The 24588-nt window shown below is 60.1% G+C and carries 27 protein-coding genes and 1 riboswitch; of the genes, 15 read left to right on the forward strand and 12 right to left on the reverse strand.

Features of this window, described 5'->3' with window-relative positions; genetic code table 11:
* Genes AB4N64_RS11460 through fabI form a run of 4 tightly spaced genes read left to right on the forward strand, consistent with a single transcriptional unit; the run spans window position 1 to window position 4521 of the window.
* Window positions 1-1074, forward strand: coding sequence for a microcin C ABC transporter permease YejB (locus AB4N64_RS11460; protein WP_460125537.1), 1074 nt, complete (start codon window positions 1-3; stop codon window positions 1072-1074).
* 1 nt (window position 1075) lies between these two features.
* Entirely contained in the window at window positions 1076-2095 is a 1020-nt protein-coding gene (locus AB4N64_RS11465; RefSeq protein ID WP_460125539.1) for an ABC transporter permease, read from the forward strand.
* A gap of 1 nt (window position 2096) precedes the next feature.
* Window positions 2097-3707 (forward strand): ABC transporter ATP-binding protein, encoded by a 1611-nt coding sequence (locus AB4N64_RS11470; protein ID WP_460125541.1) that lies wholly within the window; start codon window positions 2097-2099, stop codon window positions 3705-3707.
* Window positions 3708-3726: 19 nt separating this feature from the next.
* Window positions 3727-4521 carry an enoyl-ACP reductase FabI gene (fabI, locus tag AB4N64_RS11475; protein WP_056727657.1) on the forward strand — a complete coding sequence of 265 codons (795 nt, stop codon included), beginning with the start codon at window positions 3727-3729 and terminating at the stop codon, window positions 4519-4521.
* A gap of 173 nt (window positions 4522-4694) precedes the next feature.
* Here the strand turns inward: fabI and AB4N64_RS11480 are convergent, their stop codons facing one another.
* Entirely contained in the window at window positions 4695-5561 is an 867-nt protein-coding gene (locus AB4N64_RS11480; protein ID WP_460125543.1) for a LysR family transcriptional regulator, read from the reverse strand.
* A 115-nt stretch (window positions 5562-5676) separates the two neighbouring features.
* Here AB4N64_RS11480 and AB4N64_RS11485 point away from each other — a divergent pair, with 115 nt between their 5' ends.
* Window positions 5677-6102 (forward strand): VOC family protein, encoded by a 426-nt coding sequence (locus AB4N64_RS11485; RefSeq protein ID WP_460125545.1) that lies wholly within the window; start codon window positions 5677-5679, stop codon window positions 6100-6102.
* A gap of 25 nt (window positions 6103-6127) precedes the next feature.
* On the opposite strand, the gene AB4N64_RS11490 is transcribed toward AB4N64_RS11485, so the two are convergent.
* A complete protein-coding gene (locus AB4N64_RS11490; RefSeq protein ID WP_460125547.1) occupies window positions 6128-6709 on the reverse strand; it encodes a GGDEF domain-containing protein in 582 nt (193 codons plus the stop codon).
* Between the two features lie 201 nt (window positions 6710-6910).
* A complete protein-coding gene (locus AB4N64_RS11495; RefSeq protein ID WP_460125549.1) occupies window positions 6911-7756 on the reverse strand; it encodes an oxidoreductase in 846 nt (281 codons plus the stop codon).
* A 114-nt stretch (window positions 7757-7870) separates the two neighbouring features.
* Here AB4N64_RS11495 and AB4N64_RS11500 point away from each other — a divergent pair, with 114 nt between their 5' ends.
* Window positions 7871-8782: a LysR family transcriptional regulator gene (locus AB4N64_RS11500; RefSeq protein ID WP_460125551.1), complete on the forward strand. Its 912-nt coding sequence runs from the start codon at window positions 7871-7873 to the stop codon at window positions 8780-8782.
* Window positions 8783-8857: 75 nt separating this feature from the next.
* Here AB4N64_RS11500 and AB4N64_RS11505 read toward each other — a convergent pair whose 3' ends face one another.
* Both AB4N64_RS11505 and AB4N64_RS11510 read right to left on the reverse strand, forming a co-directional pair.
* Window positions 8858-9106, reverse strand: a complete 249-nt coding sequence (locus AB4N64_RS11505) for a type II toxin-antitoxin system Phd/YefM family antitoxin (RefSeq protein WP_460125553.1) — start codon at window positions 9104-9106, stop codon at window positions 8858-8860.
* Window positions 9107-9361: 255 nt separating this feature from the next.
* The gene (locus AB4N64_RS11510) at window positions 9362-9613 is read right to left on the reverse strand and encodes a transmembrane sensor/regulator PpyR (RefSeq protein ID WP_460125555.1); all 252 of its coding nucleotides are present in this window, start codon (window positions 9611-9613) and stop codon (window positions 9362-9364) included.
* A gap of 256 nt (window positions 9614-9869) precedes the next feature.
* Here AB4N64_RS11510 and AB4N64_RS11515 point away from each other — a divergent pair, with 256 nt between their 5' ends.
* Window positions 9870-10703: a helix-turn-helix transcriptional regulator gene (locus AB4N64_RS11515; protein ID WP_460125557.1), complete on the forward strand. Its 834-nt coding sequence runs from the start codon at window positions 9870-9872 to the stop codon at window positions 10701-10703.
* Here the strand turns inward: AB4N64_RS11515 and AB4N64_RS11520 are convergent.
* On the reverse strand, window positions 10700-11287 hold the full coding sequence (locus tag AB4N64_RS11520) for a LysE family translocator (RefSeq protein WP_460125559.1): 588 nt from the start codon (window positions 11285-11287) through the stop codon (window positions 10700-10702). The genes AB4N64_RS11515 and AB4N64_RS11520 overlap by 4 nt on opposite strands.
* Window positions 11288-11470: 183 nt before the next feature.
* Entirely contained in the window at window positions 11471-12802 is a 1332-nt protein-coding gene (locus AB4N64_RS11525; protein ID WP_460125561.1) for an aminotransferase-like domain-containing protein, read from the reverse strand.
* A gap of 264 nt (window positions 12803-13066) precedes the next feature.
* On the opposite strand from AB4N64_RS11525, the gene AB4N64_RS11530 reads away from it, so the two are divergent.
* The 3 genes from AB4N64_RS11530 to AB4N64_RS11540 all read left to right on the forward strand — a co-directional run bounded on the left by AB4N64_RS11530 (window position 13067) and on the right by AB4N64_RS11540 (window position 15102).
* Window positions 13067-13963 (forward strand): DMT family transporter, encoded by an 897-nt coding sequence (locus tag AB4N64_RS11530; protein WP_460125563.1) that lies wholly within the window; start codon window positions 13067-13069, stop codon window positions 13961-13963.
* A gap of 119 nt (window positions 13964-14082) precedes the next feature.
* Window positions 14083-14541, forward strand: coding sequence for a sn-glycerol-3-phosphate transporter (locus AB4N64_RS11535; RefSeq protein WP_460125565.1), 459 nt, complete (start codon window positions 14083-14085; stop codon window positions 14539-14541).
* A gap of 234 nt (window positions 14542-14775) precedes the next feature.
* Complete coding sequence (locus tag AB4N64_RS11540; protein WP_460125567.1) at window positions 14776-15102, forward strand: hypothetical protein; 327 nt, start codon at window positions 14776-14778, stop codon at window positions 15100-15102.
* Between the two features lie 94 nt (window positions 15103-15196).
* Here AB4N64_RS11540 and AB4N64_RS11545 read toward each other — a convergent pair whose 3' ends face one another.
* Window positions 15197-15613: a cupin domain-containing protein gene (locus tag AB4N64_RS11545; protein ID WP_460125569.1), complete on the reverse strand. Its 417-nt coding sequence runs from the start codon at window positions 15611-15613 to the stop codon at window positions 15197-15199.
* 122 nt (window positions 15614-15735) lie between these two features.
* Complete coding sequence (gene tspO, locus AB4N64_RS11550) at window positions 15736-16179, reverse strand: tryptophan-rich sensory protein TspO (RefSeq protein WP_460126716.1); 444 nt, start codon at window positions 16177-16179, stop codon at window positions 15736-15738.
* Window positions 16180-16291: 112 nt separating this feature from the next.
* Window positions 16292-16486, forward strand: a riboswitch (cobalamin riboswitch).
* 129 nt (window positions 16487-16615) lie between these two features.
* Here tspO and AB4N64_RS11555 point away from each other — a divergent pair.
* From AB4N64_RS11555 to AB4N64_RS11565, 3 genes are read left to right on the forward strand one after another with little or no spacing between them, the layout of a single operon-like run.
* Complete coding sequence (locus AB4N64_RS11555; protein WP_460125571.1) at window positions 16616-17629, forward strand: ABC transporter substrate-binding protein; 1014 nt, start codon at window positions 16616-16618, stop codon at window positions 17627-17629.
* 8 nt (window positions 17630-17637) lie between these two features.
* On the forward strand, window positions 17638-18642 hold the full coding sequence (locus AB4N64_RS11560) for a FecCD family ABC transporter permease (RefSeq protein ID WP_460126718.1): 1005 nt from the start codon (window positions 17638-17640) through the stop codon (window positions 18640-18642).
* Complete coding sequence (locus tag AB4N64_RS11565) at window positions 18639-19403, forward strand: ABC transporter ATP-binding protein (protein ID WP_460125573.1); 765 nt, start codon at window positions 18639-18641, stop codon at window positions 19401-19403. The genes AB4N64_RS11560 and AB4N64_RS11565 overlap by 4 nt, the downstream gene beginning before the upstream one ends.
* Window positions 19404-19524: 121 nt before the next feature.
* Here AB4N64_RS11565 and AB4N64_RS11570 read toward each other — a convergent pair whose 3' ends face one another.
* The 3 genes from AB4N64_RS11570 to AB4N64_RS11580 form a co-directional block, all read right to left on the reverse strand.
* Window positions 19525-20193 (reverse strand): DUF3313 domain-containing protein, encoded by a 669-nt coding sequence (locus AB4N64_RS11570; protein WP_460125575.1) that lies wholly within the window; start codon window positions 20191-20193, stop codon window positions 19525-19527.
* A gap of 65 nt (window positions 20194-20258) precedes the next feature.
* Entirely contained in the window at window positions 20259-20708 is a 450-nt protein-coding gene (locus AB4N64_RS11575; RefSeq protein WP_460125577.1) for a hypothetical protein, read from the reverse strand.
* A 19-nt stretch (window positions 20709-20727) separates the two neighbouring features.
* A complete protein-coding gene (locus AB4N64_RS11580; protein WP_460125579.1) occupies window positions 20728-21198 on the reverse strand; it encodes a DUF1254 domain-containing protein in 471 nt (156 codons plus the stop codon).
* 313 nt (window positions 21199-21511) lie between these two features.
* On the opposite strand from AB4N64_RS11580, the gene AB4N64_RS11585 reads away from it, so the two are divergent.
* Window positions 21512-22771: a hypothetical protein gene (locus tag AB4N64_RS11585; protein WP_460125581.1), complete on the forward strand. Its 1260-nt coding sequence runs from the start codon at window positions 21512-21514 to the stop codon at window positions 22769-22771.
* 122 nt (window positions 22772-22893) lie between these two features.
* Window positions 22894-24585 carry an Hsp70 family protein gene (locus AB4N64_RS11590; RefSeq protein ID WP_460125583.1) on the forward strand — a complete coding sequence of 564 codons (1692 nt, stop codon included), beginning with the start codon at window positions 22894-22896 and terminating at the stop codon, window positions 24583-24585.
* The last annotated feature ends 3 nt before the right edge of the window (window positions 24586-24588 follow it).

Raw genomic sequence — 24588 nt, forward strand, 5'->3', positions numbered from 1 at the left:
ATGCTGGCGTATATTTTTCGGCGACTTCTGCTGATCATCCCGACGCTGTTCGGCATCCTGCTGATCAACTTCGTGATCATCCAGGCGGCTCCCGGCGGGCCGGTCGAGCAAATGATCGCCAAACTCGAAGGCTTCGAAGGCGCCACCAGCCGCATTGCCGGCGGCGGTGCCGAAGTCTCGGTAGCGGGTTCCTCGTACCGCGGCGCGCAGGGCCTGGACCCGGCGCTGGTCAAGGAAATCGAACACATGTACGGCTTCGACAAGTCGGCGCCGGAACGTCTGTGGATCATGATCAAGAACTACGCCAGCCTGGACTTCGGCGACAGCTTCTTCCGCGACGCCAAGGTCATCGACCTGATCAAGGAAAAGATGCCGGTGTCCATCTCCCTCGGCTTGTGGAGCACCCTGATCATGTACCTGGTGTCGATCCCGCTGGGGATCGCCAAGGCCACGCGACACGGCAGCCACTTCGACGTCTGGACCAGCTCGGCGATCATCGTCGGCTATGCGATCCCCTCCTTCCTGTTCGCCATCCTGCTCATCGTGGTATTTGCCGGCGGCAGCTACCTCGACTGGTTCCCACTACGCGGCCTGACCTCGAACAACTTCGACGAGCTGAGCATGGGTGGCAAGATCCTCGACTACTTCTGGCACCTGGCGCTGCCCGTGACCGCGCTGGTGATCGGTAACTTCGCGACCATGACCCTGCTGACCAAGAACAGCTTCCTGGACGAGATCAACAAGCAGTACGTGATCACCGCCAAGGCCAAGGGCCTTACAAAAAACCGCGTGCTCTACGGCCACGTGTTCCGCAACGCCATGCTGCTGGTGATCGCTGGCTTCCCGTCGGCCTTCATCGGCATCTTCTTCACCGGCTCCCTGCTGGTGGAAGTGATTTTCTCCCTCGATGGCCTGGGCCTGATGAGTTTTGAAGCGGCGATCAACCGCGATTACCCGGTGGTGTTCGGTACGCTGTTCATCTTCACCTTGCTGGGCTTGCTGGTGAAACTGATCGGCGACCTGACCTATTCCTTCGTCGATCCGCGTATCGATTTCGAAAGCCGGGAGCATTGAGATGAACCTGTCCCCTCTCAATCGCCGACGTTTCGAACTGTTCAAGGCCAACAAGCGTGGCTGGTGGTCGCTGTGGCTGTTCCTGGTGCTGTTTGGCCTGAGCCTCGGCGCCGAACTGATCGCCAACGACAAACCGCTGGCGGTGCACTACGACAACAACTGGTATTTCCCGGCGCTCAAGCGCTACCCGGAAACCACTTTCGGTGGCGAATTCCCGCTGGAGGCCAACTACAAGAGCCCGTACATCCGCGAACTGCTCAAGGCCAAGGACGCCTGGGTACTGTGGGCGCCGATTCCCTACAGCTACCAGAGCATCAATTACGACCTGAAAGTCCCGGCGCCCGCACCGCCCTCGGCGGACAACCTGCTGGGCACCGACGACCAGGGCCGCGACGTGCTGGCACGGGTGATCTACGGCTTCCGCATCTCCGTATTGTTCGCCCTGACCCTCACCGTGCTCAGCTCGATCATCGGCGTGATTGCCGGCGCGTTGCAGGGTTTCTATGGCGGTTGGGTCGACCTGGCGGGGCAGCGTTTCCTGGAAATATGGTCAGGCTTGCCGGTCCTTTATCTACTGATCATCCTGGCCAGTTTCGTACAGCCGAACTTTTGGTGGCTGCTGGGCATCATGCTGCTGTTTTCGTGGATGAGCCTGGTGGACGTGGTCCGCGCCGAGTTCCTGCGTGGGCGTAACCTGGAATACGTGCGAGCCGCTCGGGCGTTGGGCATGCAGAATGGTGCGATCATGTTCCGCCATATCCTGCCCAATGCCATGGTATCGACCATGACCTTCATGCCCTTCATCCTCACCGGCGCAATCGGCACCCTGACGGCGCTGGACTTCCTGGGTTTCGGCCTGCCACCTGGCGCACCGTCGTTGGGTGAACTGGTGGCACAGGGCAAATCCAACCTTCAGGCGCCCTGGCTGGGCATGAGTGCGTTTGCCGTGCTGGCGCTTATGTTGAGCCTGCTGGTGTTCATCGGCGAGTCCGCTCGCGATGCCTTCGACCCGAGGAAGTGAAATGAATCAGGACAATCTGATCGAAGTGCGCGACCTCGCCGTCGAATTTGTCGTCGGCGAACACTGTCAGCGCGTCGTGGAAGGCATCAGCTTCGATATCAAGCGTGGCGAAACCCTGGCGCTGGTGGGTGAAAGCGGTTCCGGCAAATCAGTCACCGCCCATTCAATCCTGCGCCTGTTGCCCTACCCGCTGGCCCGGCACCCGTCCGGCACCATCGAATACGCCGGAAAGAACCTGCTCGACCAGAAAGACAAGACCATCCGTCACATTCGGGGCAACCGGATCGCGATGATCTTCCAGGAGCCGATGACCTCGCTCAACCCGCTGCACTCGATTGAAAAGCAGATCAACGAAGTGCTGGGCATCCATAAAGGACTGGTCGGCAAGGTCGCCACCAAACGTACCCTTGAACTGCTGGAGATGGTCGGCATTCCAGAGCCTGAAAAGCGCCTCAAGGCCCTGCCCCATGAATTGTCCGGCGGCCAGCGTCAACGGGTAATGATCGCGATGGCCCTGGCCAACGAACCAGAGCTGTTGATCGCGGACGAGCCGACCACCGCGCTGGACGTCACCGTGCAACTGAAAATCCTTGAATTGCTCAAGGAATTGCAGGCTCGTCTGGGCATGGCACTGTTACTGATCAGTCACGATTTGAACCTTGTGCGAAGAATTGCGCATCGCGTATGTGTCATGCAGCGCGGTTGCATCGTCGAACAGGCATCGTGCGAAGAGTTGTTCCGTTCGCCGCAGCATCCGTACACTCGGGAGCTGCTGGCAGCGGAGCCCAGCGGCAAGCCTGCGACCAACGTGATTGGCCCGCCCTTGCTGCAGGTCGAGGACCTGAAAGTGTGGTTCCCGATCAAGAAAGGCCTGCTGAAAAAGACCGTCGACCACATCAAGGCAGTGGACGGAATCAATTTCAGCCTGCCCCAGGGGCAGACGCTGGGCATTGTCGGCGAGAGCGGTTCCGGCAAATCCACGCTGGGCCTGGCGATTTTGCGGTTGATCGCCAGCCAGGGTGCGATCCGTTTTGAAGGCAAGCAGCTAGACTGTTTGACGCAACAACAGGTTCGGCCACTGCGGCGCGAGATGCAGGTGGTGTTTCAGGACCCGTTCGGCAGCCTGAGCCCACGGATGTGCGTGAGCCAGATCGTCGGCGAAGGCCTGCGGATCCACAAGATCGGCACCGAAGCGGAACAGGAACAAGCGATAATCGCGGCATTGAAGGAGGTAGGCCTGGACCCGGACACCCGGAACCGCTACCCCCACGAATTTTCCGGAGGGCAACGGCAGCGTATCGCCATCGCCCGGGCACTGGTGTTGAAACCGGCGCTGATCCTGCTGGACGAGCCGACTTCGGCACTCGACCGGACAGTGCAGCGTCAAGTGGTGGAGCTTTTGCGTTCACTGCAGAGCAAGTACAACCTGACGTATCTGTTTATCAGCCATGACCTGGCTGTCGTCAAGGCGCTGAGCCACCAACTGATGGTGGTCAAGCATGGCCAAGTGGTCGAACAGGGAGACGCGCAAAGTATCTTTGCCGCCCCCCAACATCCGTATACACAGCAGTTGCTGGAAGCCGCTTTCCTGGCTCCAGCCACTGCGCAATAACCTGAAAGAGGAGCAACACATGGGTTTTCTCGCCGGTAAGCGCGTACTGATCGTCGGTGTCGCCAGCAAGCTGTCCATCGCATCCGGCATCGCCGCCGCCATGCATCGCGAGGGCGCTGAGCTTGCCTTCACTTATCAGAACGACAAACTCAAGGGTCGTGTTGAAGAATTCGCTCAAGGCTGGGGCTCGAACCCTGAGCTGTGCTTCCCGTGCGACGTGGCCAGCGACGAAGAGATCGCCAAGGTCTTCGAAGCACTGAGCAAGAAGTGGGACGGTCTGGACTGCATCGTGCACTCCGTGGGCTTCGCACCGGGCGACCAACTGGACGGCGACTTCACCGAAGCCACCACCCGTGAAGGTTTCCGCATTGCCCACGACATCAGCGCCTACAGCTTCGTCGCCCTGGCCAAGGCCGGTCGCGAAATGATGAAAGGCCGCAATGGCAGCCTGCTGACCCTGTCGTACCTGGGCGCTGAGCGCACCATGCCTAACTACAACGTCATGGGCATGGCCAAGGCTTCCCTGGAAGCTGGCGTACGTTACCTGGCCGGGTCCCTGGGCCCGGACGGCACTCGCGTCAACTGCGTATCGGCCGGCCCGATCCGTACCCTCGCCGCTTCCGGCATCAAGAACTTCCGCAAGATGCTGGCGGCCAACGAAGCGCAAACCCCGCTGCGTCGTAACGTCACCATCGAAGAGGTCGGCAACGCCGGCGCCTTCCTGTGCTCGGACCTGGCGTCCGGCATCAGCGGTGAAATCATGTACGTGGACGGTGGCTTCAACACTACCGCCATGGGCAGCATCGAAGAGTAACCATCGGTTTGCCTGATAAAAAACCCGCCTGATGGCGGGTTTTTTATGTCCACGCGCCCCCCCTGTAGGAGCGAGCATGTCGAGGCGTCGAACCGTCGCGATGGTCGTCAACGATGACGGGGGTGGTCTGATACCCCTCGGTGCTCTTGAATCCATCGCGAGCATGCTCGCTCCTACAGGGGCAATGCCATCAAGCAGTCGGCAAACAACTGCTGAATCGGCTGCTGCCTCTGGCTGTAGCGCTGCAGCAGGACGATGTCGCGGTAGAAGGTCAATTCACCCAAGCGGATGACCCTGACCCTCGCCCCATATTCCAGCCACAACCCGGCCTCGGGCAGCAGTGAAATTCCCAGCCCGCATTCGACCATTTTCACGATGGCCTCCAGTTCGTCCAGCTCCAGCGCCACCTGCACGTCAATTTGCTGCTCACGCAGGAACCGCGTCACCAAACGCCCGCCGAAGGAATTGCGGTCGTAGCGTACATGCGGATGCTCAGTCAGCAATTGCACGGCATCATCACCTTGCAGTGTGAGCGGGACGATCAGCACGAACGGCTCGCGGCGGATGACCTGGGCCGACAATTCCTTGGGAAGGTCGAATGGCGGCTTGATCAGGATCGCCAGGTCCACTTCGCCAGTGTCCACCTGGCTCAGCAAATTGAGCGAAACGCCAGGGACGAGTTTCGGTTCCAGCAGCGGTGCCTGTTGGCGCAGGCGCAGCAACGCCTGGGGCAGCAAACCGGTCTGGGCCGTGGCGACCGCGCCGATTTTCAGCTCGCCTCGGTACTCGCTGACATCTTCGGTGACCGCCATGCGGCTGAAGGTGTCCAGCATTTCCCTGGCCATCGGCAATGCCCGTTGCCCCGCCGCGTTGAGAATGGCCTGCCGTCCAGTGCGGTCGAATAGCCGAATGCCCAGCGCCTGCTCCAGGTTACGCATCTGGGCGCTGACCGCCGACTGCGTCAGTCCAATGTGCATGCCTGCCGCCGCGAACGTACCGTAGCGCGCCACCGCGATGAACGTCTTCAGCTCTCGCAGCATAATGCCCCCGATTGATCGAAATAATTTGAGCTCGACGCAAAAACTATCGTCTTTCAATCAAAAAGCACAGCGCTAAACTCAACGGCACTGACCCCATCGCCTGCGAGACTCGACCATGCAATTGTCCCCTTTCCACCTGGCCATCCCGGTTTACGACCTGCAAGCCGCCCGGAGCTTCTACGGCGAGGTGTTTGGCCTTGAAGAAGGTCGTTCCAGTGATCACTGGGTCGACTTCAACTTTTTCGGCCATCAATTGGTGATCCATCTGGCGCCGAAGAACGCCTCACAGGAAGCCGCACACACCAACGCCGTCGATGGGCACGACGTGCCGGTGCCGCATTTTGGCGTGGTATTGGGAATGGCCGAGTGGGAAGCGCTGGCCGAGCGACTGAAGGCGCGTGAAACTCGGTTTGTGATCGAACCGGGGATTCGTTTCAAGGGGCTGGTTGGAGAACAGGCGACCATGTTCCTGTTCGACCCTTGCGGCAATGCCCTGGAATTCAAGGCATTCAAGGATATTGGGCAGTTGTTTGCCAAATAGATGACACCCGGGGAAGCGCCTCACCCTACGCCATTAAACAACTCTCGACCTCAAGCAACATCGCCTCCACCACGCCATGTCGCCCGGGGTCATATTCCACCTGGCCCATGCTGAACCTGATGGCATAACCGCGTCGCATCGTCGCATTGCGCTCATCGAGGATCTCCTCGAGGCGTCCCCTGATCGCGCCCAGGTCTACGGCGCTTGCACCGGTCAACAGGGCCACGAACTCATCATCACCCAACCGCCCGATCACGTCACTTTCACGAAAGGCGATTCGCAACACGTCGGCAAAGGTCTTCAGCGCATCATCACCCTCGGCGCGGCCGTACAAATAGTTGATGTGCTTGAAGTTGTCCAGATCGAAGTGCACCAGCGTGGCTGGAATTTCGAGGTGTTGGCAGGCGTCCAGACCGAGTTGCGCGAGTGCGGTGAAACCGTGACGGTTGGAGAGCAAGGTCAGCTCGTCCATGCTGGCCATGGTTACGCCCATCACTTGCTGCTCGGCCGTGCGGGCCAGGTCCCGCAGGGTGGTGCGGATCTGTTGCGGCGACAACGACAGTGATGCGCTGGCACCGTGTTTAAGCGGTTTGCCGGAAATCAGCATTACATACTCCAGTAGTGGGTATGTTCTTTAGAGTGGCACGTAGTCGGTATGACTCCCCGGTAACGGACCGAAGGTCTTTTGGAGGGGCTCATGACCTGTAGAAGCGAGCTTGCTCGCGATGCGGTGTGTCAGTCACCTTGTCCGTGTCTGTCATATCGCATCGCGAGCAAGCTCGCTCCTACAGGGGGGCTGGGTCTGGCCTTAGAAATCAGTGGACACCGACACCTCACGCCAGGCCTGCAACTCGCCCGCAACAAAGCTGTTTTTCTCTTCGATGGCCGCCACGCAGTCACTGCCCAGAGGCAGCCGCAGCGGCGCGTTCGGCGCCTGCACCAGGGTGATCATGATCTGGGCCAGTTTGTCCGGGTCTCCTGGCTGGTTCAGGCTCACGCTCTTGGCCATCCGACGCACTTCGCCAGCGGTGCTGTCGTAATCGGCAATCGTCGACGGCGATTCCACCAGCGAGTTGCCTTCCAGGAATTCAGTACGGAAATAGCCTGGTTCGACCACGGTCACCTTGATGCCCAGCGGTGCCAATTCAGCGTAAAGGGCCTCGGTCAGGCCTTCGACCGCAAACTTGGTCGAGCAGTAGACACCAAAACCCGCTCCCGATTGGTAGCCTCCCACCGACGACAGGTTAATGACGTGGCCGCTGCGTGCGGCGCGCATGTGCGGCAGGACGGCGCGGGTAATATTAAGCAGACCGAAGACGTTGGTCTCGAACACGCGACGCACTTCATCGGCGGAGGCCTCTTCCACAGCTCCGAGCACACCGAAGCCGGCATTGTTGACCAGCACATCGATGCGCCCGAAGTGCTCAATGGCCTGCTGGGCCACGGCGATGCCCTGAGCTTCATTGGTCACATCAAGGCTGGCAGCAAGCAAGCCGGGCTGTTGGCCAAAACGCTGAGTGATGCTGGACGCGTCGCGGGCGGTGGCGACCACTGCGTCACCATTGGCCAGGGCCGCGGCCGCGATCTTCGCGCCAATGCCACGGGAAGCGCCTGTGATAAGCCAGATGCGGTTAAACGTATTGGAAGCGGTCATGATCGTGTTTCCTTGTTTGCGTTGGGGTAGGCACAAGGTACGCAGGATGATTGCCCGGAAAAACGCCCTTATGCTACAAGCACTATGAAACGTTCTTTCATAATGGCGCCCGCAATGAACCATGATCCGTTCGATGGCTTGACCGAGTTTCTCGCGGTGGCTGAATACAAGAGCTTCACCCTCGCGGCCACCCGCCTGGCGGTAACACCGACGGCGGTCAGCCACGCGATCAAGCTGCTGGAGCGGCGCACCGGCGTGCTGTTGTTCCAACGCACCACCCGGCGGGTGGCGTTGACCGAGGCCGGCGTCAGCCTGTTCGCCCGGCTACGCCCAGCGGCCAGTGAAATTGACGAAGCAATGGCGATGCTCAGCGGTTATCGCGACCAGCCCATGGGCACGCTTCGCATCACTGCGCCACGGTTGTCAGGGGCGTTACTGATCGAGCCGCTCATTCCGCTGTTTCGAGAGGCTTGCCCGCAAGTGACCCTCGACATCTCTTTGGATGACGCCACGGTGGACTTGATGTCGGGCGGCTTTGATGCCGGGATCAGGCTGGGCGAATCCATCGAAAAAGACATGATCGCCGTGCGCCTGACCCCTGATCTGCAATGGTCGGTGGTCGGTTCCCCGGAGTACTTCGCCAAGGTCGGGCGGCCGGAAAGCCCCGAAGCCCTCACTGACCATGAATGCATCGGTTTTCGCTTCTCGACGTCAGGCAATGCACACCGCTGGGAATTCCGCCGGGAGGGGCGTGACTTCACGGTGGGTGTCGAAGGGGGCATTATCGTCAATGATCGACAACTATTGGTATCGGCAGCACGCAGTGGTTGCGGACTGATCTATGCCTGCGACCTGGAGATCACGGCAGAATTGGCGGACGGCCGACTCGAGCGCGTGTTGCAACCGTTCGTGCCGCTGAGTTCTGCACTGTACCTGTACTTTCCCAGCCGCACGCAAACTCAGCCGAAACTGCGGGCCTTTATCGAACTGGCGAAAGCGTGGATTGTCAGCAAAGGCGGCATTTAGTTTTCGTCTCGAACTGAACGATCGCTTGCCTCCTTATACACTTATTCTTTCCAGGCCTTCTCAGAGAACGCCAAGTCATAGGTCATCAATCGAAATCCGGAGGGTGGGATCGTTCTCTCGTTCCTTGCATAAGGCGACCAACTCAAGATCGTCTAACCGATTCATCAAGTTTTCATATTCTTTGGCCGGGACGCAGTAAAAGGCAGGTTCGTTGCGGTTGAGGATCGCGACCGGCTGCCCCCGCCCGGCGGCGACAGTGCCCATCGGGTTTTTCTTCAGCTCCGAAATGCTCGCTACAACATGCGAAAGCACGATATGTGGCATAAGGGTGTTCCCAAGAGTGCTTTTAGAAGTGCTAAAAATAACACTCTGAAGCTGAGGTAACGTCATTGGATTTGACATGGCTAGTGTCCGAGACTGGATGAACGACCAAGGTAACAGCTCTACGGCTTCACCATTTCTGCGTGTTCTATCAGGCACGTCTTCCAATCGCGTCGGCAGCAGCTCAATCCATGTAGGCAGATCTCAAGAAATTTACCACCAGCACGCTCGTTCCTACGGGGTAGGCAGCGTCCGGGATTACGCGGTGATTGTGCGGATCACCCCTTTGCCCAAACGGTGTTGCGACAGCAGGCGCATGACGTAGCCGATCTTGATCAGCGTCGGGCCTACGATGGTCATGGCGTGCATCGCGACCTGAACGACGATCGACAGGTGTCCGGTATAGAGGTAAGCGCCATAGATGCCAACCAGCAGCATCGCAAGCCCCGCGATCAGGACTTCACTCGACAGGTGGAGGACTTTATGTGGATCGTTGAAATAGGCGAACATTTTTCGTACTCCTGAACCAGACCAGTTGTACGTGGGTTATTTCACCATTCGTGCCAAATCTCATCGTCAATAAAATCAATAGCTTAATCCGCAAATGGTCAAATTGACCGCACAGGAAACTGGTCAACATGACGCGGATTCAAGTCTTAATGACAACAACCCGCATGACATCCATAAACGACCGTCGGAGTACCACGCTGTGTTTTCTGACGACGCAGCGCATACACTGCTCTTCGGATATGCCGAGGAAGCAACGATGAAGTCCACCGCCAAAAATACCGACAAGGCCCCACGCTTCTGGCGCGACGACGCCCTGCCCTTCATCGAAGCCCGCTCCATCGCCGACGGCCGCGAGGTTTGCTACAGCCGGCATTCCCACGAACACTTTTCCATCGGCGCAATCACGGCCGGCCGCAGTACTTACCTCCATGAGCAAGCGTCGTTCGAGGTCAGCGCCGGTACCGTAGTGTTGATGAATCCAGGCGATGTGCATGCCTGCAACCCGATCGATGACCAGCCCTGGTCCTATTTGATGCTCTACGTCGAAACGGCGTGGCTGACCGATTTGCAGCATCAGCTTGGGTTTGGTCAGGACCTTGAATTTCGACGCTTTGCGGCCACCCACACGCAGGACATTGGCCTGTTTCACGGCCTTGAGGCGCTGCACGCCACGCTCATCGACAGCGAGTGCGAAGTACTGGGCAAACAGTCCGCGATCGTCGAGTTTTTCACCGAGGTGCAGCAGCGCCTCAACCCGGGCGAACAATCGTTGCGCGAGCCAAATTTCAAGTTGGAGCGTGCGGCGGACTTCATCCGAGATAACTGCACGCGGATGCTCAAGCTCGAGGACATTTGCGACGCAGCGCAGTTGTCGCCGTCCTACCTGATACGCGCCTTCAAGCAGCATTACGGCATGACACCCCATGCCTTTTTGGTCAATCGGCGCATTCAGTTCGCCCGCGAGCGCCTGCGCAGCGGCCGGCTGATTGCCGATGTGGCGCTGGAAGCCGGGTTTGCCGATCAGGCGCATTTTCAGCGGGCGTTCAAACAGCATCTGGCGGCGACACCAGGCCAATATCGCGACGCTTAGGGCAACAGCAGGTATACCGCGCTCAAGGCCAGCAACCCTGCCATGGCACGATTGAACAGACGCATGCCTTTGGGATTATTCAGGTAGCCACGCAAGAAAGTCCCGGCGTAGGCCCAGCAGCCGACGGACAGGTAGCAGATCACCAAATACACCGCCGCGAATTGCCAGATCAGCCGTGCTTCACCATCGGCGACAAACGCGCCCATACCCGCGACGCAGGCCAGCCAGGCCTTGGGGTTGAGCCATTGCATCACCGCGCCATACACCATCGACGGCGCCCGCGTCGAATCCTTCGCATCGAGTTGGCCGCTGTCTGCGGCCAGTTTCCAGGCCATGAACAACAGAAACCCCACGCCGGCCAGTTGCACGATCCGCGTCAGCTGCGGCCATTGCTCCAGCACTTCATGCAAACCCAAACCCATCAACACCAGCAACAACACAAACCCCAATGTCGCCCCGGCCACATGCCGCTGGCTGGCGCGAAAGCCAAACTGCGCCCCGGAACTAAGCGCCACGATGTTCACCGGGCCGGGCGTGATGGAGGCCACCAGGGCAAATGCGGCCATCGACATGATCAGACTCATGGTTGTCTTCTTCTCTTCAGTTGAACCAGAGGCTTGAAGATAAAGAGCGGTAGGGTTGGCGTATTGAAGAAAATTGCCCCCTGTAGGAGCGGGCTTGCCCGCGATGCGATAAACCAGACGACATCTGTGTTGGCTGATACACCGCCATCGTGGGCAAGCCCGCTCCTACAGGGGCTGTTTGTGTCAGCAATACGCGCCGACTAACCGCTTGACCTTGATCAACGCATCGCGCAACGAATCCAGGTCCACCGACCCCAGAGCCAGCCGAATCGCGTGGGGCACGTGTACCGAGGTGGCAAACGGCTCGGCCGTGGACACAGCGACCTGCTGATGCATCAGCTCCACCGCAATTTGATCCGCCCGAGCATCCTCGCCCAGCGGCAGCCACAGAAAGTACGAGGATGGATGCGTCATGCAGCGCAAACCGCTCAATAGTTCGGCGGCCAATGCCTGCCGAGCCTGCGCATCCGCACGTTTTTGCGCTTCCAGTTGAGCGACGGTGCCATCGTCAATCCATCCGCAGGCAATGGCTGTCATCACCCCGGGCGTGTTCCAGGTCGTCGCCCGTATCGCTCGCTCTAACGCCGGCACCTGTTCCAACGGCGCCGCGACAAAGCCCACCCGCAACCCGGTGGCAACATTCTTGGAAAACCCCGATACATACACCGTCCGCTCCGGCGCCAGTTGTGAGACCGGTGAAGGCGCATTCTCCACCAGAAACGCATAGGCCGCGTCTTCGATAATCAAGAGATCATTCTGCCGCGCAATCGCCACCAACCGATTGCGCCACGCCAGATCCATCACCCAACCGCAAGGGTTGTGCAGGGTCGGCATCGTGTACACCGCCCGCACCGAGCGCCTGCGGCACAACACCTCAAGTGCCTGAAGATCCGGCCCATTGTCCGACACCGGTATCGGCACAATCTCCAGATGCAGTGACTGCGCCAGCACCTTGAACCCGGTGTAGGTCACTGCATCCGCCGCAATCACATCCCCTGGCTTGAGCAGCGCCATCATCGTCACCGCCAGGCCATGCTGGGCGCCGCTGACGATCAACACTTGCTCGGCCTCTACGCTTACCCCTCGTGAGACCAGGTGCCGGGCGATCGATGCGCGCTCATGCAAGCGACCGCCATGGGGTTGATAACGCAGATGGGCTTCCAGGTCCCCGGACAATGCCAACTGGCGCAACGCCACGCGCAATAGATCCGCCTGTCCCGGCAGCGACGGATAGTTGAAGTTGAGATCGGCCATCCCCACGGCCACTACGTGTTGGCTCACCCCCTGCCCCATGGGCAGTGACATCTCCCGCACAAAGGTGCCGCGACCGGTCTCGCCACTGACCAGTCCCATGGCCTCCAGCTCGGCATACACCCTGCTGGCGGTCACCAGCGCCAGGCCGTGTTCGGCGGCCAACTGGCGATGCGGCGGCAGACGCGTGCCCGGCGACAGGCGTCCCGAACGGATGTCGGCGGCGTAGGTGTCGACCAGTGACTTGTAGCGCAAGCGAGGCATCGGCGGACATCCAGGACAATTGGCAGATTGTCTTGATACTCGCTCAGGCCAGGCGCTGTCCAGCCTCTACCTCAGCTGCAGTCCCAAAGATGCCCCTCCGCCAGGCGCACACGGCGATGTATCGGTATGCGCAGGGGTGGGTCGCGTCGAGGAACGATCACTACGACGTGCCGGTGTATCCATGACAATTTTTTGATTGTCGGCCCGGCGCGGCCCACGATGCACCCACGGCACCTGCCACCCAACCACCTCCGAGCGAACGCCATGGAAAGAGCCACTCACCTCAGCACCCAGCCCCGCGAGAAATCAGCCAGTGGATGGCTGAACGGCCTTATTGGCGTGCTCATCTTCAGCGGCTCCCTGCCCGCTACCCGGGTCGCCGTGCTGGAGTTTGACCCGGTTTTTCTCACGGTCATGCGCGCCACTATCGCCGGCTTGCTCGCCCTGGGCCTGCTGACCTTGCTCAAGCAACAACGCCCAACGCGCCATCAACTTCTACCGCTGCTGATTGTCGCGCTCGGCGTGGTGGTCGGCTTCCCGCTGCTGACCGCCCTGGCCCTGCAATACGTTACCTCGGCGCACTCCATTGTCTTCATTGGCCTGCTGCCGCTGGCCACCGCTCTTTTCGGCGTCATTCGCACAGGCGAACGGCCACGCCCGGCGTTCTGGCTGTTCTCGATATTGGGCAGCATGCTCGTTTCCGGCTACGCCCTCTCCCAAGGCCTGAGCGCCAACCCCACCGGCGACATCCTCATGCTGCTGGCCGTCTTCGCCTGCGGCCTGGGCTACGCCGAGGGCGCAAAACTGTCACGCACGCTGGGTGGTTGGCAGGTGATTTCCTGGGCCCTGGTGCTGGCGTTGCCGGCCATGGTGTTACTAAGCGTGTGGCGTGCACCCGCTTCCTTCACCGGTGTCAGCCTTTCGGCGTGGTTCAGCCTGGGTTATGTGTCACTGTTCAGCATGTTGATCGGATTTGTATTCTGGTATCGCGGGTTGGCCCAAGGTGGCATCGCTGCCGTGGGCCAGCTGCAATTACTGCAACCTTTTTTCGGTCTGGCCCTGGCGGCCGGGCTACTGCATGAATACGTGAGCGTTGGCATGATTGCAGTGACGTTGGCGGTCATTGTGTGTGTCGCGGGTGCGAAAAGGTTCTCGAAATAAAACAGCGTATGACCAATCATTTCGAACGAAACGTCCGGCAAACCAAACGACCGGATGGTCACCGTTTTCGATGGCACGCTTGTTCGGCATTCCCGCCTGCTGCCGAAAAATGGTGATCGATGAAACCTCTACTGCTCACCCTGGGCGCACTCCTGATCAGCCCATGTGCCTTCGCCATGGATGGAGAGTCCTGGTACTTCCAGACAAGCGCCTACACCAAACACTGGAAACCCGATCCTGATCACAACAACCGCCAAAAGCTGATCGGCGTAGAACGCAATCGTGAAGACGGCTCGCTTTGGGGAGGCGCGACGTTTCTCAACTCCTTCGACCAGCGCTCGTACTACGGTTATTACGGGCATCGTTGGGTGGCTGACGAGTATCCGGTGTACGCCAAGCTCAGTGGCGGTCTGGTTCATGGCTACAAAGGCAAATACAAGGACCGGATTCCACTCAATCGCTACGGCGTTGCACCGGTACTTGTTCCGGCGATTGGCACGTTTTACGGGCCGGTCGGTGCCGAGCTGGTAATCCTGGGTGGCGCTGCGGCCATGATTAATGTGGGTTACCGGTACTGACCATCGGGCGCCCGATATTTCCAAAGCGCCAAGCCTTCCGCGAGCCTCAGGGTGGCGCGCGTACCACGGGCCGGTTCACTCCATGCGGATACCGGTCAGCCCACCCTCCCCTGAAACCCAGCAATTTCCTCGGTTATTGACTGTAATCATTTTGTCATGATATCAGTTTGGCATTGCGCCAATTTTCGAGTATTTTGCCTTCCATTGTCCGATGTAGAGCTATGGAAAGCAGCAATGACCGCACAACCTTCAGCCGTAATCAAACAAGCGACTTACCTGGGCTACGAAATCCTCGTCGAAACGTTTGGCCCCATCAAAGTGGAACCCCGCGAGGCCCAAAGCCTGCAGAGCCATCACACCACGACCGTTTCGGTCTGGTACGACGGCCAGGAAATCCGGGAGGCGCGCGAGACGCCGGCGCTGAGGTTCGTGACCCGTGAGGATGCTGCAGAGCTGGGTTTGGAAATCGGCCAGATGATCGTCGATCAACGTCGCGAGTCCACCCCATCCAGCGTGACGGCCTTTAAACTGCCGCGTCTGCGGTTTTCGTTGCTCAGCTGACACACCAATGGGCTACTTGTCGTGACGCGGGTCATCCGCGTCATTGATGTACTTGAGCCCCAGAGGCCCGATCCCATACACCTGCGACACATACTCACCGGACTTCGCCCAGTGGGAAGTGCGGCGTGTTCGCCGGCAGCACGACCACACTGCCCGGCCCGTAGGCCACAAGTTTGTCGGCGTCGAAGGTGCTGCCCTGGCCGATATAGAACACGCCGGAAATGACGGTATAGATGCGATCTTCCGAGTGGGTATGCGGCATCAGTTTCAAGCCGTTCGGTACTTTGACCCTGACCACATAAGGCCCCGACTGACTCGGGTTGCCAACGATCACCGCCAGTTTGGCGCCGTCGGGGAACGCGGGAAAACCCTGCCATTGCACATCTTCGCTGCGCATTGACGAAAATTGCTTGTTGTCCAGCGCCTCGGCGTTCGCGGGAGCGCAGAGGGTGGTGGTCGTCGCGGCGAGAAGCAAGGCGTGGAGAGCGTGGCGTAAGCCAATGGTTTTCATGTGTGCGTTCCCTCAAAGCTGTCGCGGCGCACCGCCTGCGAACTGGAACGCGATGATAATTTTTGCCCGGGACGCGGATAAATCACGTCCCGGGCACTTCTGTTCTTACACCGCGTAACAAACTATCGAGGGTTGTTACGCAGAATGGAGAAGTTCAGCGCAGCGGCGACACAGAGCCAGGCGAGGTAGGGAAACAGGATCAAACCGGTAATCAGGTCCAGGCGCAGGGCCATGACGACCATGGCCGCGACCACCAGCCACAACACCACCAGAATCACCATCCCCGCCAACACGTGATGCGCGCCGAAGAATACCGGCGTCCACAAGGTGTTGAGCGCGATTTGCGCGGCCCAGAGTGCCAACACGATCTGGCTGCCGGGGATCAGGCTCAAGCGGTAGCCGGCCCAGGCGAGCAGCAGGTAGATGATCGTCCAGGCAACCGGGAACAACCAGTTGGGCGGCGTGAAGCCTGGCTTGACCAGCGACTGGTACCACTCGCCCGGCTTGAACAGCACACCGGTGCTGGCGGCCGCCGCGCAGGCCAGGAGGAAGATGAAGAAGGTCATGGTCATGATCGGTCCCTGTGTCGGTGTATTTGGAACTTGGACGGGTGCTGACCCGTTAAAAGTTCACGGCGTACAAGGTGAAAAAAACCACGTTCCCCCTCGGCGGCCTGATCGACTACCATACGCCGCCGGTTCCCGAACGGGACTAATAGGGAATTCGAAACGCCGCAACGGGCGTCAATCGAAACTGCCCCCGCAACTGTAGATGCTGAGCCTGCTCCTCGATAGTCACTGGACCTGATCCGGGAAGGCTGGAGCGTGGCGACGACGCATCAGTCAGGAGACCTGCCGGCCAAGCAAATCACTAACCGGCGGGGTGTCCGGGGAGGACATCCGTGCCGAGCGGCCTTGCCCAGCTTTTACAGCAGCGTTCGATGGTGTGTTTCCAGACCCGTACCGCGCCCGTTTCAAGTCCGGTTCAAATGGAGATTGCCCCATGCTGTTGCCCCGCCTTACTGCGCTGTTCACCAGCCTTGGCCTGTGCGCCTTCGCACAAGCCGCCCCGACGCAGTACCCGCTGACCATCGACAACTGCGGCACTCCCCTCACCTTTGCTCACGCGCCAACCCGCGCCGTGACGATTGGCCAGGCCGGCACCGAGATGCTGTATGCCTTGGGCCTGGGCAACAAGGTGGCCGCCACTTCGCTGTGGTTCAACGATGTGCTGCCGGCTTACAAGACGCAAAACGACAAGGTCGAACGCCTGGCGAACAACGAGCCGAGTTTTGAAGCCGTGATCGGCAAGCGTCCGGAACTGGTGACCGTGGAGTTCGAATGGATGGTCGGGCCACAAGGCGCGGTCGGCACCCGTGAACAGTTTCATGAACTGAAGATCGCGACCTACCTGCTCCCGTCCGACTGCGAGGGCAAGGACAATCGGGTAGGCGCCGACGGCACGCGCCTGGAGCCGTTTCGCATTGACACCATTTACAAGAGCATCGAGCAACTGGCACAGATTTTCGACGTGCAGGACCGTGGCGAGCAGTGGGTCACCGAGCTTAAAGCCAAGCTGGCCGCCTCCGTGGCCAAGGTCCAGCAAAAAGGTGTCAAACAGGCCAGTGCCCTGGTGTGGTTTTCCAGCACCGACATGAACGTCGATCCGTTTGTGGCCGGGCACAAGGGCATTCCGGACTTCATGCTCAGCACCCTGGGCGTGCGTAACGTGGTGGACTCCGATGAAGAATGGCCAACCGTGGGCTGGGAAACCATCGCCAAGGCCAACCCGACTTTCCTGGTGATCGCACGCATGGACCGTCGCCGCTTCCCGGCGGATGACCATGAGAAAAAACTGGCCTTCCTGCGCAGCGATCCGGTCACCCGCAACATGGACGCGGTGAAGCACAACCGCATCATCATCGTCGACGCCATGGCCTTGCAGGCCAGCGCTCGGATGTTCGACGGCCTCGAGCAACTGGCCACGGCCATCGACGGTTACGATCTGCCGAAATGACTGCAGCCTTGATACGTACATTGCTTGCGCTGGTGATGCTGTCGCTGGCGGTGCTGGCAGGTGTTGCCATTGGTGAAACGCCCATCGACCCGCTCGTGGTGCTCCAGGTGCTGGCCAATAAACTGTGGGGCGCGGGTTATGCGCTGAACCCCATCGATGAAGGCATCGTCTGGAACTACCGCCTGACCCGAGCGCTGGTGGCCGCCGCTTGCGGCGCCGGGCTGGCGACGTGCGGAGTCATCTTGCAATCCTTGTTGCGCAATCCGTTGGCGGAACCTTATCTGCTGGGCATCAGCGCGGGTGCTTCGACGGGTGCCGTCCTGGTAGCGTTGCTGGGTGTCGGCGCGGGTTTGCTGACGTTGTCGGCGGGGGCCTTTGTCGGCGCCATGACCGCCTTTGCGCTGGTGGTGTTGCTGGCGCGAGTCAGCGGTACGTCGGGGGGGACCGGGCAGATTATCCTGGCGGGCATTGCCGGGTCGCAACTATTCAATGCAATGACCGCATTCCTGATCACCAAGTCCGCCAGTTCCGAGCAGGCGCGCGGCATTCTGTTCTGGTTGCTGGGCAATCTCAGTGGTGTGCGCTGGCCGTCGGTGTGGCTGGCGGTACCGGTGGCCGTCGCTGGCCTGGTCGTGTGTTTATGGCATCGGCGTGCGCTGGATGCGTTTACCTTTGGCGTCGACTCGGCGGCGTCATTGGGCATTGCGGTACGGCGCGTGCAGTTGGTGCTCATTGGTTGCGCAGCGCTGGTGACGGCGGTGATGGTGTCGATTGTCGGCTCCATCGGCTTCGTCGGGCTGGTGATTCCCCATGCGGCTCGGCTGATGCTGGGCACCGGGCATTCGCGGCTGTTACCGGCCAGCGCCTTGGGCGGTGCGTTGTTCCTGATTGCAGCGGATGTGTTATCGCGAACCTTGATCAAGGGTCAGGTGATTCCGGTCGGTGTGATTACCGCACTGGTTGGCGCACCGGTGTTTGCGCTGATTCTGATTGGTCGGAGGAATGCTCGATGAGTGTCTTGAGCTGCTCTGGCCTGGGCTTTCGCGTGCGGGACGCCGAACTGCTCAATGACATTGATCTTGAGGTCCGGTTGGGCGAAACCCTGGGCATCGTCGGCCCGAATGGATCGGGCAAATCGACGCTGCTGAAGTTGCTGGCCGGGTTGCGTGCACCGGCGACCGGAGACGTGCGCCTGGGTGGCCAGCGCTTGGGCGAGCTGTCGCGACGCAGCATCGCGCAGCAGTTGGCAGTGGTCGAGCAACAGGCGGATACCGACGAGGCCATTCGGGTATTTGATGCGGTGGCGTTGGGGCGTACACCGTGGCTGTCAGCGTTGAGCCCATGGTCGAGCGAAGATGACGCCATTGTCCGCCAGGCGTTGCATGACGTGGATGCCGCGCACCTGAGCAAGCGCACCTGGCGCAGCCTGTCGGGTGGCGAGCGCCAACGCGTACACATCGCCCGAGCCCTCGCCCAACGGCCGCAGATCTTGTTGTTGGATGAGCCGACCAATCATCTGGATATCCAGCATCAACTGGCGATTCTTCGCGAGGTGCAGTCATTGCCTGTCACCACATTGATTGCACTGCATGACCTCAATCAGGCGCTGACGTGTGATCGCCTGGCGGTGCTTGATCACGGCCGGTTAGTGGCGCTCGGCAAACCGCTTGAGGTGCTGACGCCGCAACGGTTGCTCGACACCTTTGGCGTGCAGGCACATTACCTGACCGACCCGTTCGATGGCGCGCAGATACTGAGGTTGCGCTCTACCTGATGCAGCGTTGATGCAGGAGCGAGCACGCTCGCGATGGAGTCAGAGCCACCGCCGGGCATCAGGCCGCCAGCGTCTACGCCAACGACCATCGCGAGTGAAACTCCTGCATGTCATGCGTTGATCAGCGAATAAACGCCGCCAGATCGGCATTCAATTTATCGATCGCAGCCTTGAAGTCCTTGGTGCTGATTTTCTCGCTCTCGTTCGACAACTGGGTGCCGAACACCTTGCGCACGACCTTGGCTACGGTCTGGTTGGTCTTGGCGTCGATGAATTCGGCTTCGATGAACAGGTTGGTGTCTTGATCGCGGTAACCGGTAGCCGCCTGAGTCGCCCCGACCACGGCCGCGATAGGGACGACTTCGTACCATTTCATGCCTTCGTTGGACGCACTCACGCCGGTGATCGCGGCACGCAGGATCAGCGCCTTGGAGCCGGCAGGTGCCGTGCTGCTCACCACCCGGTATTTCTGCCCCAGCGTGCTTTTGGCCTTGCCGGTCATGTAACTCTGCAATTCGTCCAGGGTCTGCCGGTTCACCCGTTCGTTGGGCTTGGGCGCCGGATAAAGTTCCAGCCTGTTGAACACCACCGTGTCGTACGCATTCGGATTCCACGACGGGCTGACCCAGCGCATGGCCTTCTCGCCGCTGGTGGTGGTGACTTCACTGAGGTTGTTGTAGTTGGGAAGAAAGCCCGAGTATTGAGCGCGCTCTGTCACTTTCGAGGTACAACCGCCGAGCAACAGAACCGCCAATGTCACGCCGACAAACAGGTTACGGGATAGCTTCATGGGCAATGCTCCTGGAAAATCAGGGTTTGATGAGGAGAACATCTGGAACCGCAAGCTCGCCGTTATCATCGGTTCGCCTGCGCTACGTCACCGCAGAAAATATCGCCGTCGCCATCCGACGGCGCACTGCGCACCACAATCGAATGCGCGCCCGCCAGCAGATGGGTCAACGATATCGGCGCACTGCGATAAAAACTCCACCCCTTGGTCCCGGCATCGCTTCGCGTGTTGACCTGATCGTTCATGGCGAAGGCGACGGGCCCCGGTTGCTGGCAACTGCCCTGGTTGACGAAGCTGTAGAGCCGCGGCGGCAAGATGGTGCCGGTGGGTACACCAGTGATGTAGAAGTTGAAGTTGGTTTTATCGCCCATGTCGGTCAACGTCACGCGACCGACCTGCCCGGCATTCCTGCCGGTGGCTTGCAGCGCCAGGTTCACCGACTGACTGGATGAGTGAGTGCAGCCAAGCAGTCCGGCTGTGATCAACACACCGGTCAGTGTTCTGTTGAGATTCATGACGACCTCCTCCAATGACTCATATCTTCGGCAGCGGCTTGATGGCCGGGGCTGGCTCAACCCTCACTGGGACGGCCTCAGGGGCATTTCCCAACCGCGACAAAGGCGTCACGGAGTAGCCAGCCTGGATCTTCTGCACGGAGGTTTCATCTGAGGGGCCATCGGTTTTGCTGTGACCGATGATCCAGACCACAGCGCTGGGCGCCGGCAGATGAACCAGGCCCACAGGTACGGTTCCGGTCCACCCCGGCGGCGTCACCAGAAAGTGATCGGCTTCGGTTCCCGCCGTGCTCCAGCCAGGCGAAGCCACAACATCGCTCCACATATCGAGCATCGGCAGCAGGTAGACACTTGCCTCGGTGTTCGGCGCCGTCACCACCAGCGGTTCCCGGGTCAGATCGAGCCAGGCGATCGAGTACACCGTATTGGGCGGTACACCCCCTTGATAATCCACCGGCACATACGCCGGCACGCTGAGAAACATGTTCATCGGAACATCGCCCGGCGCCGGAGTGGCCTCAGCTGCGGTAATAGGGGTTTGCGCAAAAACAAGGGAAGCAACGAGGGTTAAAGCAACGGCTGTCAATGTCTGAGATATCAGCATGGCGATCGTCCGTGCGTGGGGGACCTCAACCGGATTCGGTGGAGATAAGGCAACTCTAGACGAACATTTCAGTGCAACATCGTGGTCGGACAATCGGTTGAGTCCAGGCCCACGAACAACTGGAGCTGACTTCCGATTTTCTGGATAATGGCTATATGCCTCCACCTGCCACTGCCCGCTGATAAGGACATCCCGCTCGATGAAGTTGCCGTCCCCTTCCCTGCTCATCGCTTTCGCCCTGTTGCTGCCCTCGACCGCCCAAGCCAACGACGCCACGCTGAGCGATTCGCTCAAGGCTTTCACGCGTTGCGATGCCAGTTTTTTCACCAGCCTCGACCGCCATAGCCAGGATTGGCAGGCATTTGCCCCGCTCAAGCGGGAAAAAGACGTGGCGTGGATGGCCGTGAAAAATCGTGGTGCCAGCCCCGACAATACCGTCGCGCTGCGTGGCGCGCCGACCGTTGCCGGCTTGAAGTTATTGTCTTATGTAGACGAAAGCAGCGATCTCGGCCAACTCGGCCAGTACTACTTCTGGGGTTTCATCGTCGAAGGCGGCGTTGACGACGTAGCGAAAAAACTGGCACCGCTGATGGACTCGCCCGGGCAATTGATCAATCTGGGTTCGAGCTATGTGCGCAGTGAGCTGAAGGTGGGTGATCAATGGCGACTCATCAAGCCGCAGCCGAGCACGGCACCGGGCAAACTCGTGGAACGCGTGCTGATCGTCGAAGCACAAGGCAAGACCGGTACTCAGACGCGGGTCAATTGCTCGCTGCAAGGCGCGGTCGACGGCCCGATGCTCGCCCAGTTGCGGCCGGACATCGCGCCGGCCGATTACCCGGCAACGGCCCCAGAGACCAGCATTGGCAGTGTCACCGTGCCGCAAGAGGTGCTCAAGCATCTCGACTCGCCGTTGCTGCAACCGAAATTCAAGACGCTCAAAGTCACCTTCGCCACCCGGACCGGCGACCCGATCAAGGATCGCCCGGTCACGGTTGAATACACCGCAGACGGCAATTTGCTGAAGAAAAACGAGATTTACAGCGACACGTTCCACGTTGAGCGCCTGACACAGGCCGGGTGGATTCAGTTGAAATCAAAAATGAACGGGATCGGCGATGGCCGCGTATTGCTCACCCGCGAGCTTGAAGTGAACCTTCCAACGAGTTGGACCCCGGGCCAGACCCTGAGCACGCGCTCGGTCATGGAGAACGTGCCGGCCAAACCCACCGACAAACCGATGAAGCTGTCGTCGTCCTGCACCGTCGGCAAGCGCTTCCCGGCCCGGCAGGTGTTTGCCTCCTTGAGCGGCGATGCCATCGCGCTGGATTGCGACCAAACCACCAGCAAGAACGCCAGCGCCTTTATCGAGGACCTCGGTGTTGTCCTGACGCTGGAGTCGACGTCGGATAAATCGAAAAGCGTTTACACCTACACCGCGCTGGATGTCGTGCGCTGATTAAAGCCACCGCCCCCATGGCCGATAACCCCGGCCATGGGTCTGTGCACCACCGGCACACATGATTGACCTGCGATCCGACCAGCCAACAGCCCGATCGCATCAAGGAAGGAAAAGTAACTGTGATCATCGGCATCGACCTGGGCACCACTAACAGCCTCGTGGCGACCTGGGATGGCGAACGCGCCCGGATTCTCCCAAACGCCTTGGGCAACTTCCTGACCCCCAGCGTCGTGGGCCTCGACGACCACGGCCAACTGGTGGCCGGCGAGATCGCTCGTGAGCGGTTGCACACTCACCCGCAACTGACCTCCGCCCTGTTCAAGCGCTACATGGGCAGCGCCCGTGAAACGCGGCTTGGCGGGCGCGCCTATCGGGCGGAAGAACTCTCGGCGATGCTACTGCGCAGCCTCAAGGAAGACGCCGAGCGCGCCTTGGGTGAACCTGTTCACGAAGCGGTGATCAGTGTGCCGGCGTACTTCAGCGACGCCCAGCGCAAGGCCACACGCATCGCCGGCGAATTGGCCGGGCTGAAAATTGAAAAATTGATCAACGAACCCACTGCTGCGGCCCTGGCCTATGGTTTGGAACAGCGCAACGAAGCCACCTTCCTGGTATTCGACCTCGGTGGCGGCACCTTTGACGTGTCCATCCTGGAACTGTTCGAAGGGGTGATGGAAGTTCGCGCCAGCGCCGGCGATAACTTCCTCGGCGGTGAAGATTTCGATGACCTGCTGGTGGAGCATTTCATTAACAAAATCGGTGCGGCCGACCTGCCCGACACCACCCAGCCCGCGATTGCCCAGCGCCTGCGACGCGAAGCGCAGCAGGTCCGCCATGCGCTGGGGCAGGCACAGGTCACAGCCTTTACCCTTCGCGAGCAATCCCGCGAGTGGAGCATTGAACTGACCCAAGGCGAACTGGCGGAGATTGTCCGCCCGTTGCTGGACCGTTTGCGTGCGCCGATCGAACGAGCGCTGCGTGATGCCCGGATCAAGGTCGCGGACCTCGACGAAATCCTGCTGGTGGGCGGCACAACGCGCATGCCACTGGTGCGCAAGCTGGTTGCCTCCCTGTTCGGGCGCATTCCGGCCATGCAGCTCAACCCGGATGAAGTCGTCGCACAAGGTGCGGCCATTCAGGCTGCACTTCAGGCGCGCCACGCATCACTGGAAGAAGTCGTACTGACCGATGTCTGCCCGTACACCCTGGGCATCGAGACGTCAGTGCGCCAAGGTGCGGGTTTCCAGAACGGCCATTACCTGCCGATCATCGAGCGCAACACCGTCGTGCCGGTGAGCCGTTCCCGCACGGTGTACACCCTCAGCGACAACCAGAAAGTGGTCACACTGGGGATCTATCAGGGCGAAAGCCGCATGGTCAGCCACAACATTTTCCTCGGTGAACTGGAAATCCCGGTACCACCGCGCAAGGCCGGTGAGGTCGCCCTGGACGTACGGTTCACCTACGACAACAACGGCTTGCTCGAAGCCCAGGTCCACCTGCCCATCAACGGCGAAACCCGCAAGCTGGTGATAGAGAACAACCCCGGTGTACTGGCGCCCGATGAAATCGCCCAGCGCCTGTCGGCCCTCGAAGCGCTGAAAGTGCATCCCCGCGACCAGCAGGTCAATACCCTGTTGCTGGCTCGACTCGACCGTCTGTATCAGGAAAGCCTGGGCGATGGCCGCGAGCACATTGCGCAGCTGGCGAACTATTTCCAGCGGACGCTCGACACCCAGGACGAACGTCAGATCCGCGAAGCACGCAGCGACATCACCCAGCGCCTGGCGCACTTCGAGCGGGAGATCTGAGCC

Source organism: Pseudomonas sp. S2_C03, from assembly GCF_054668405.1.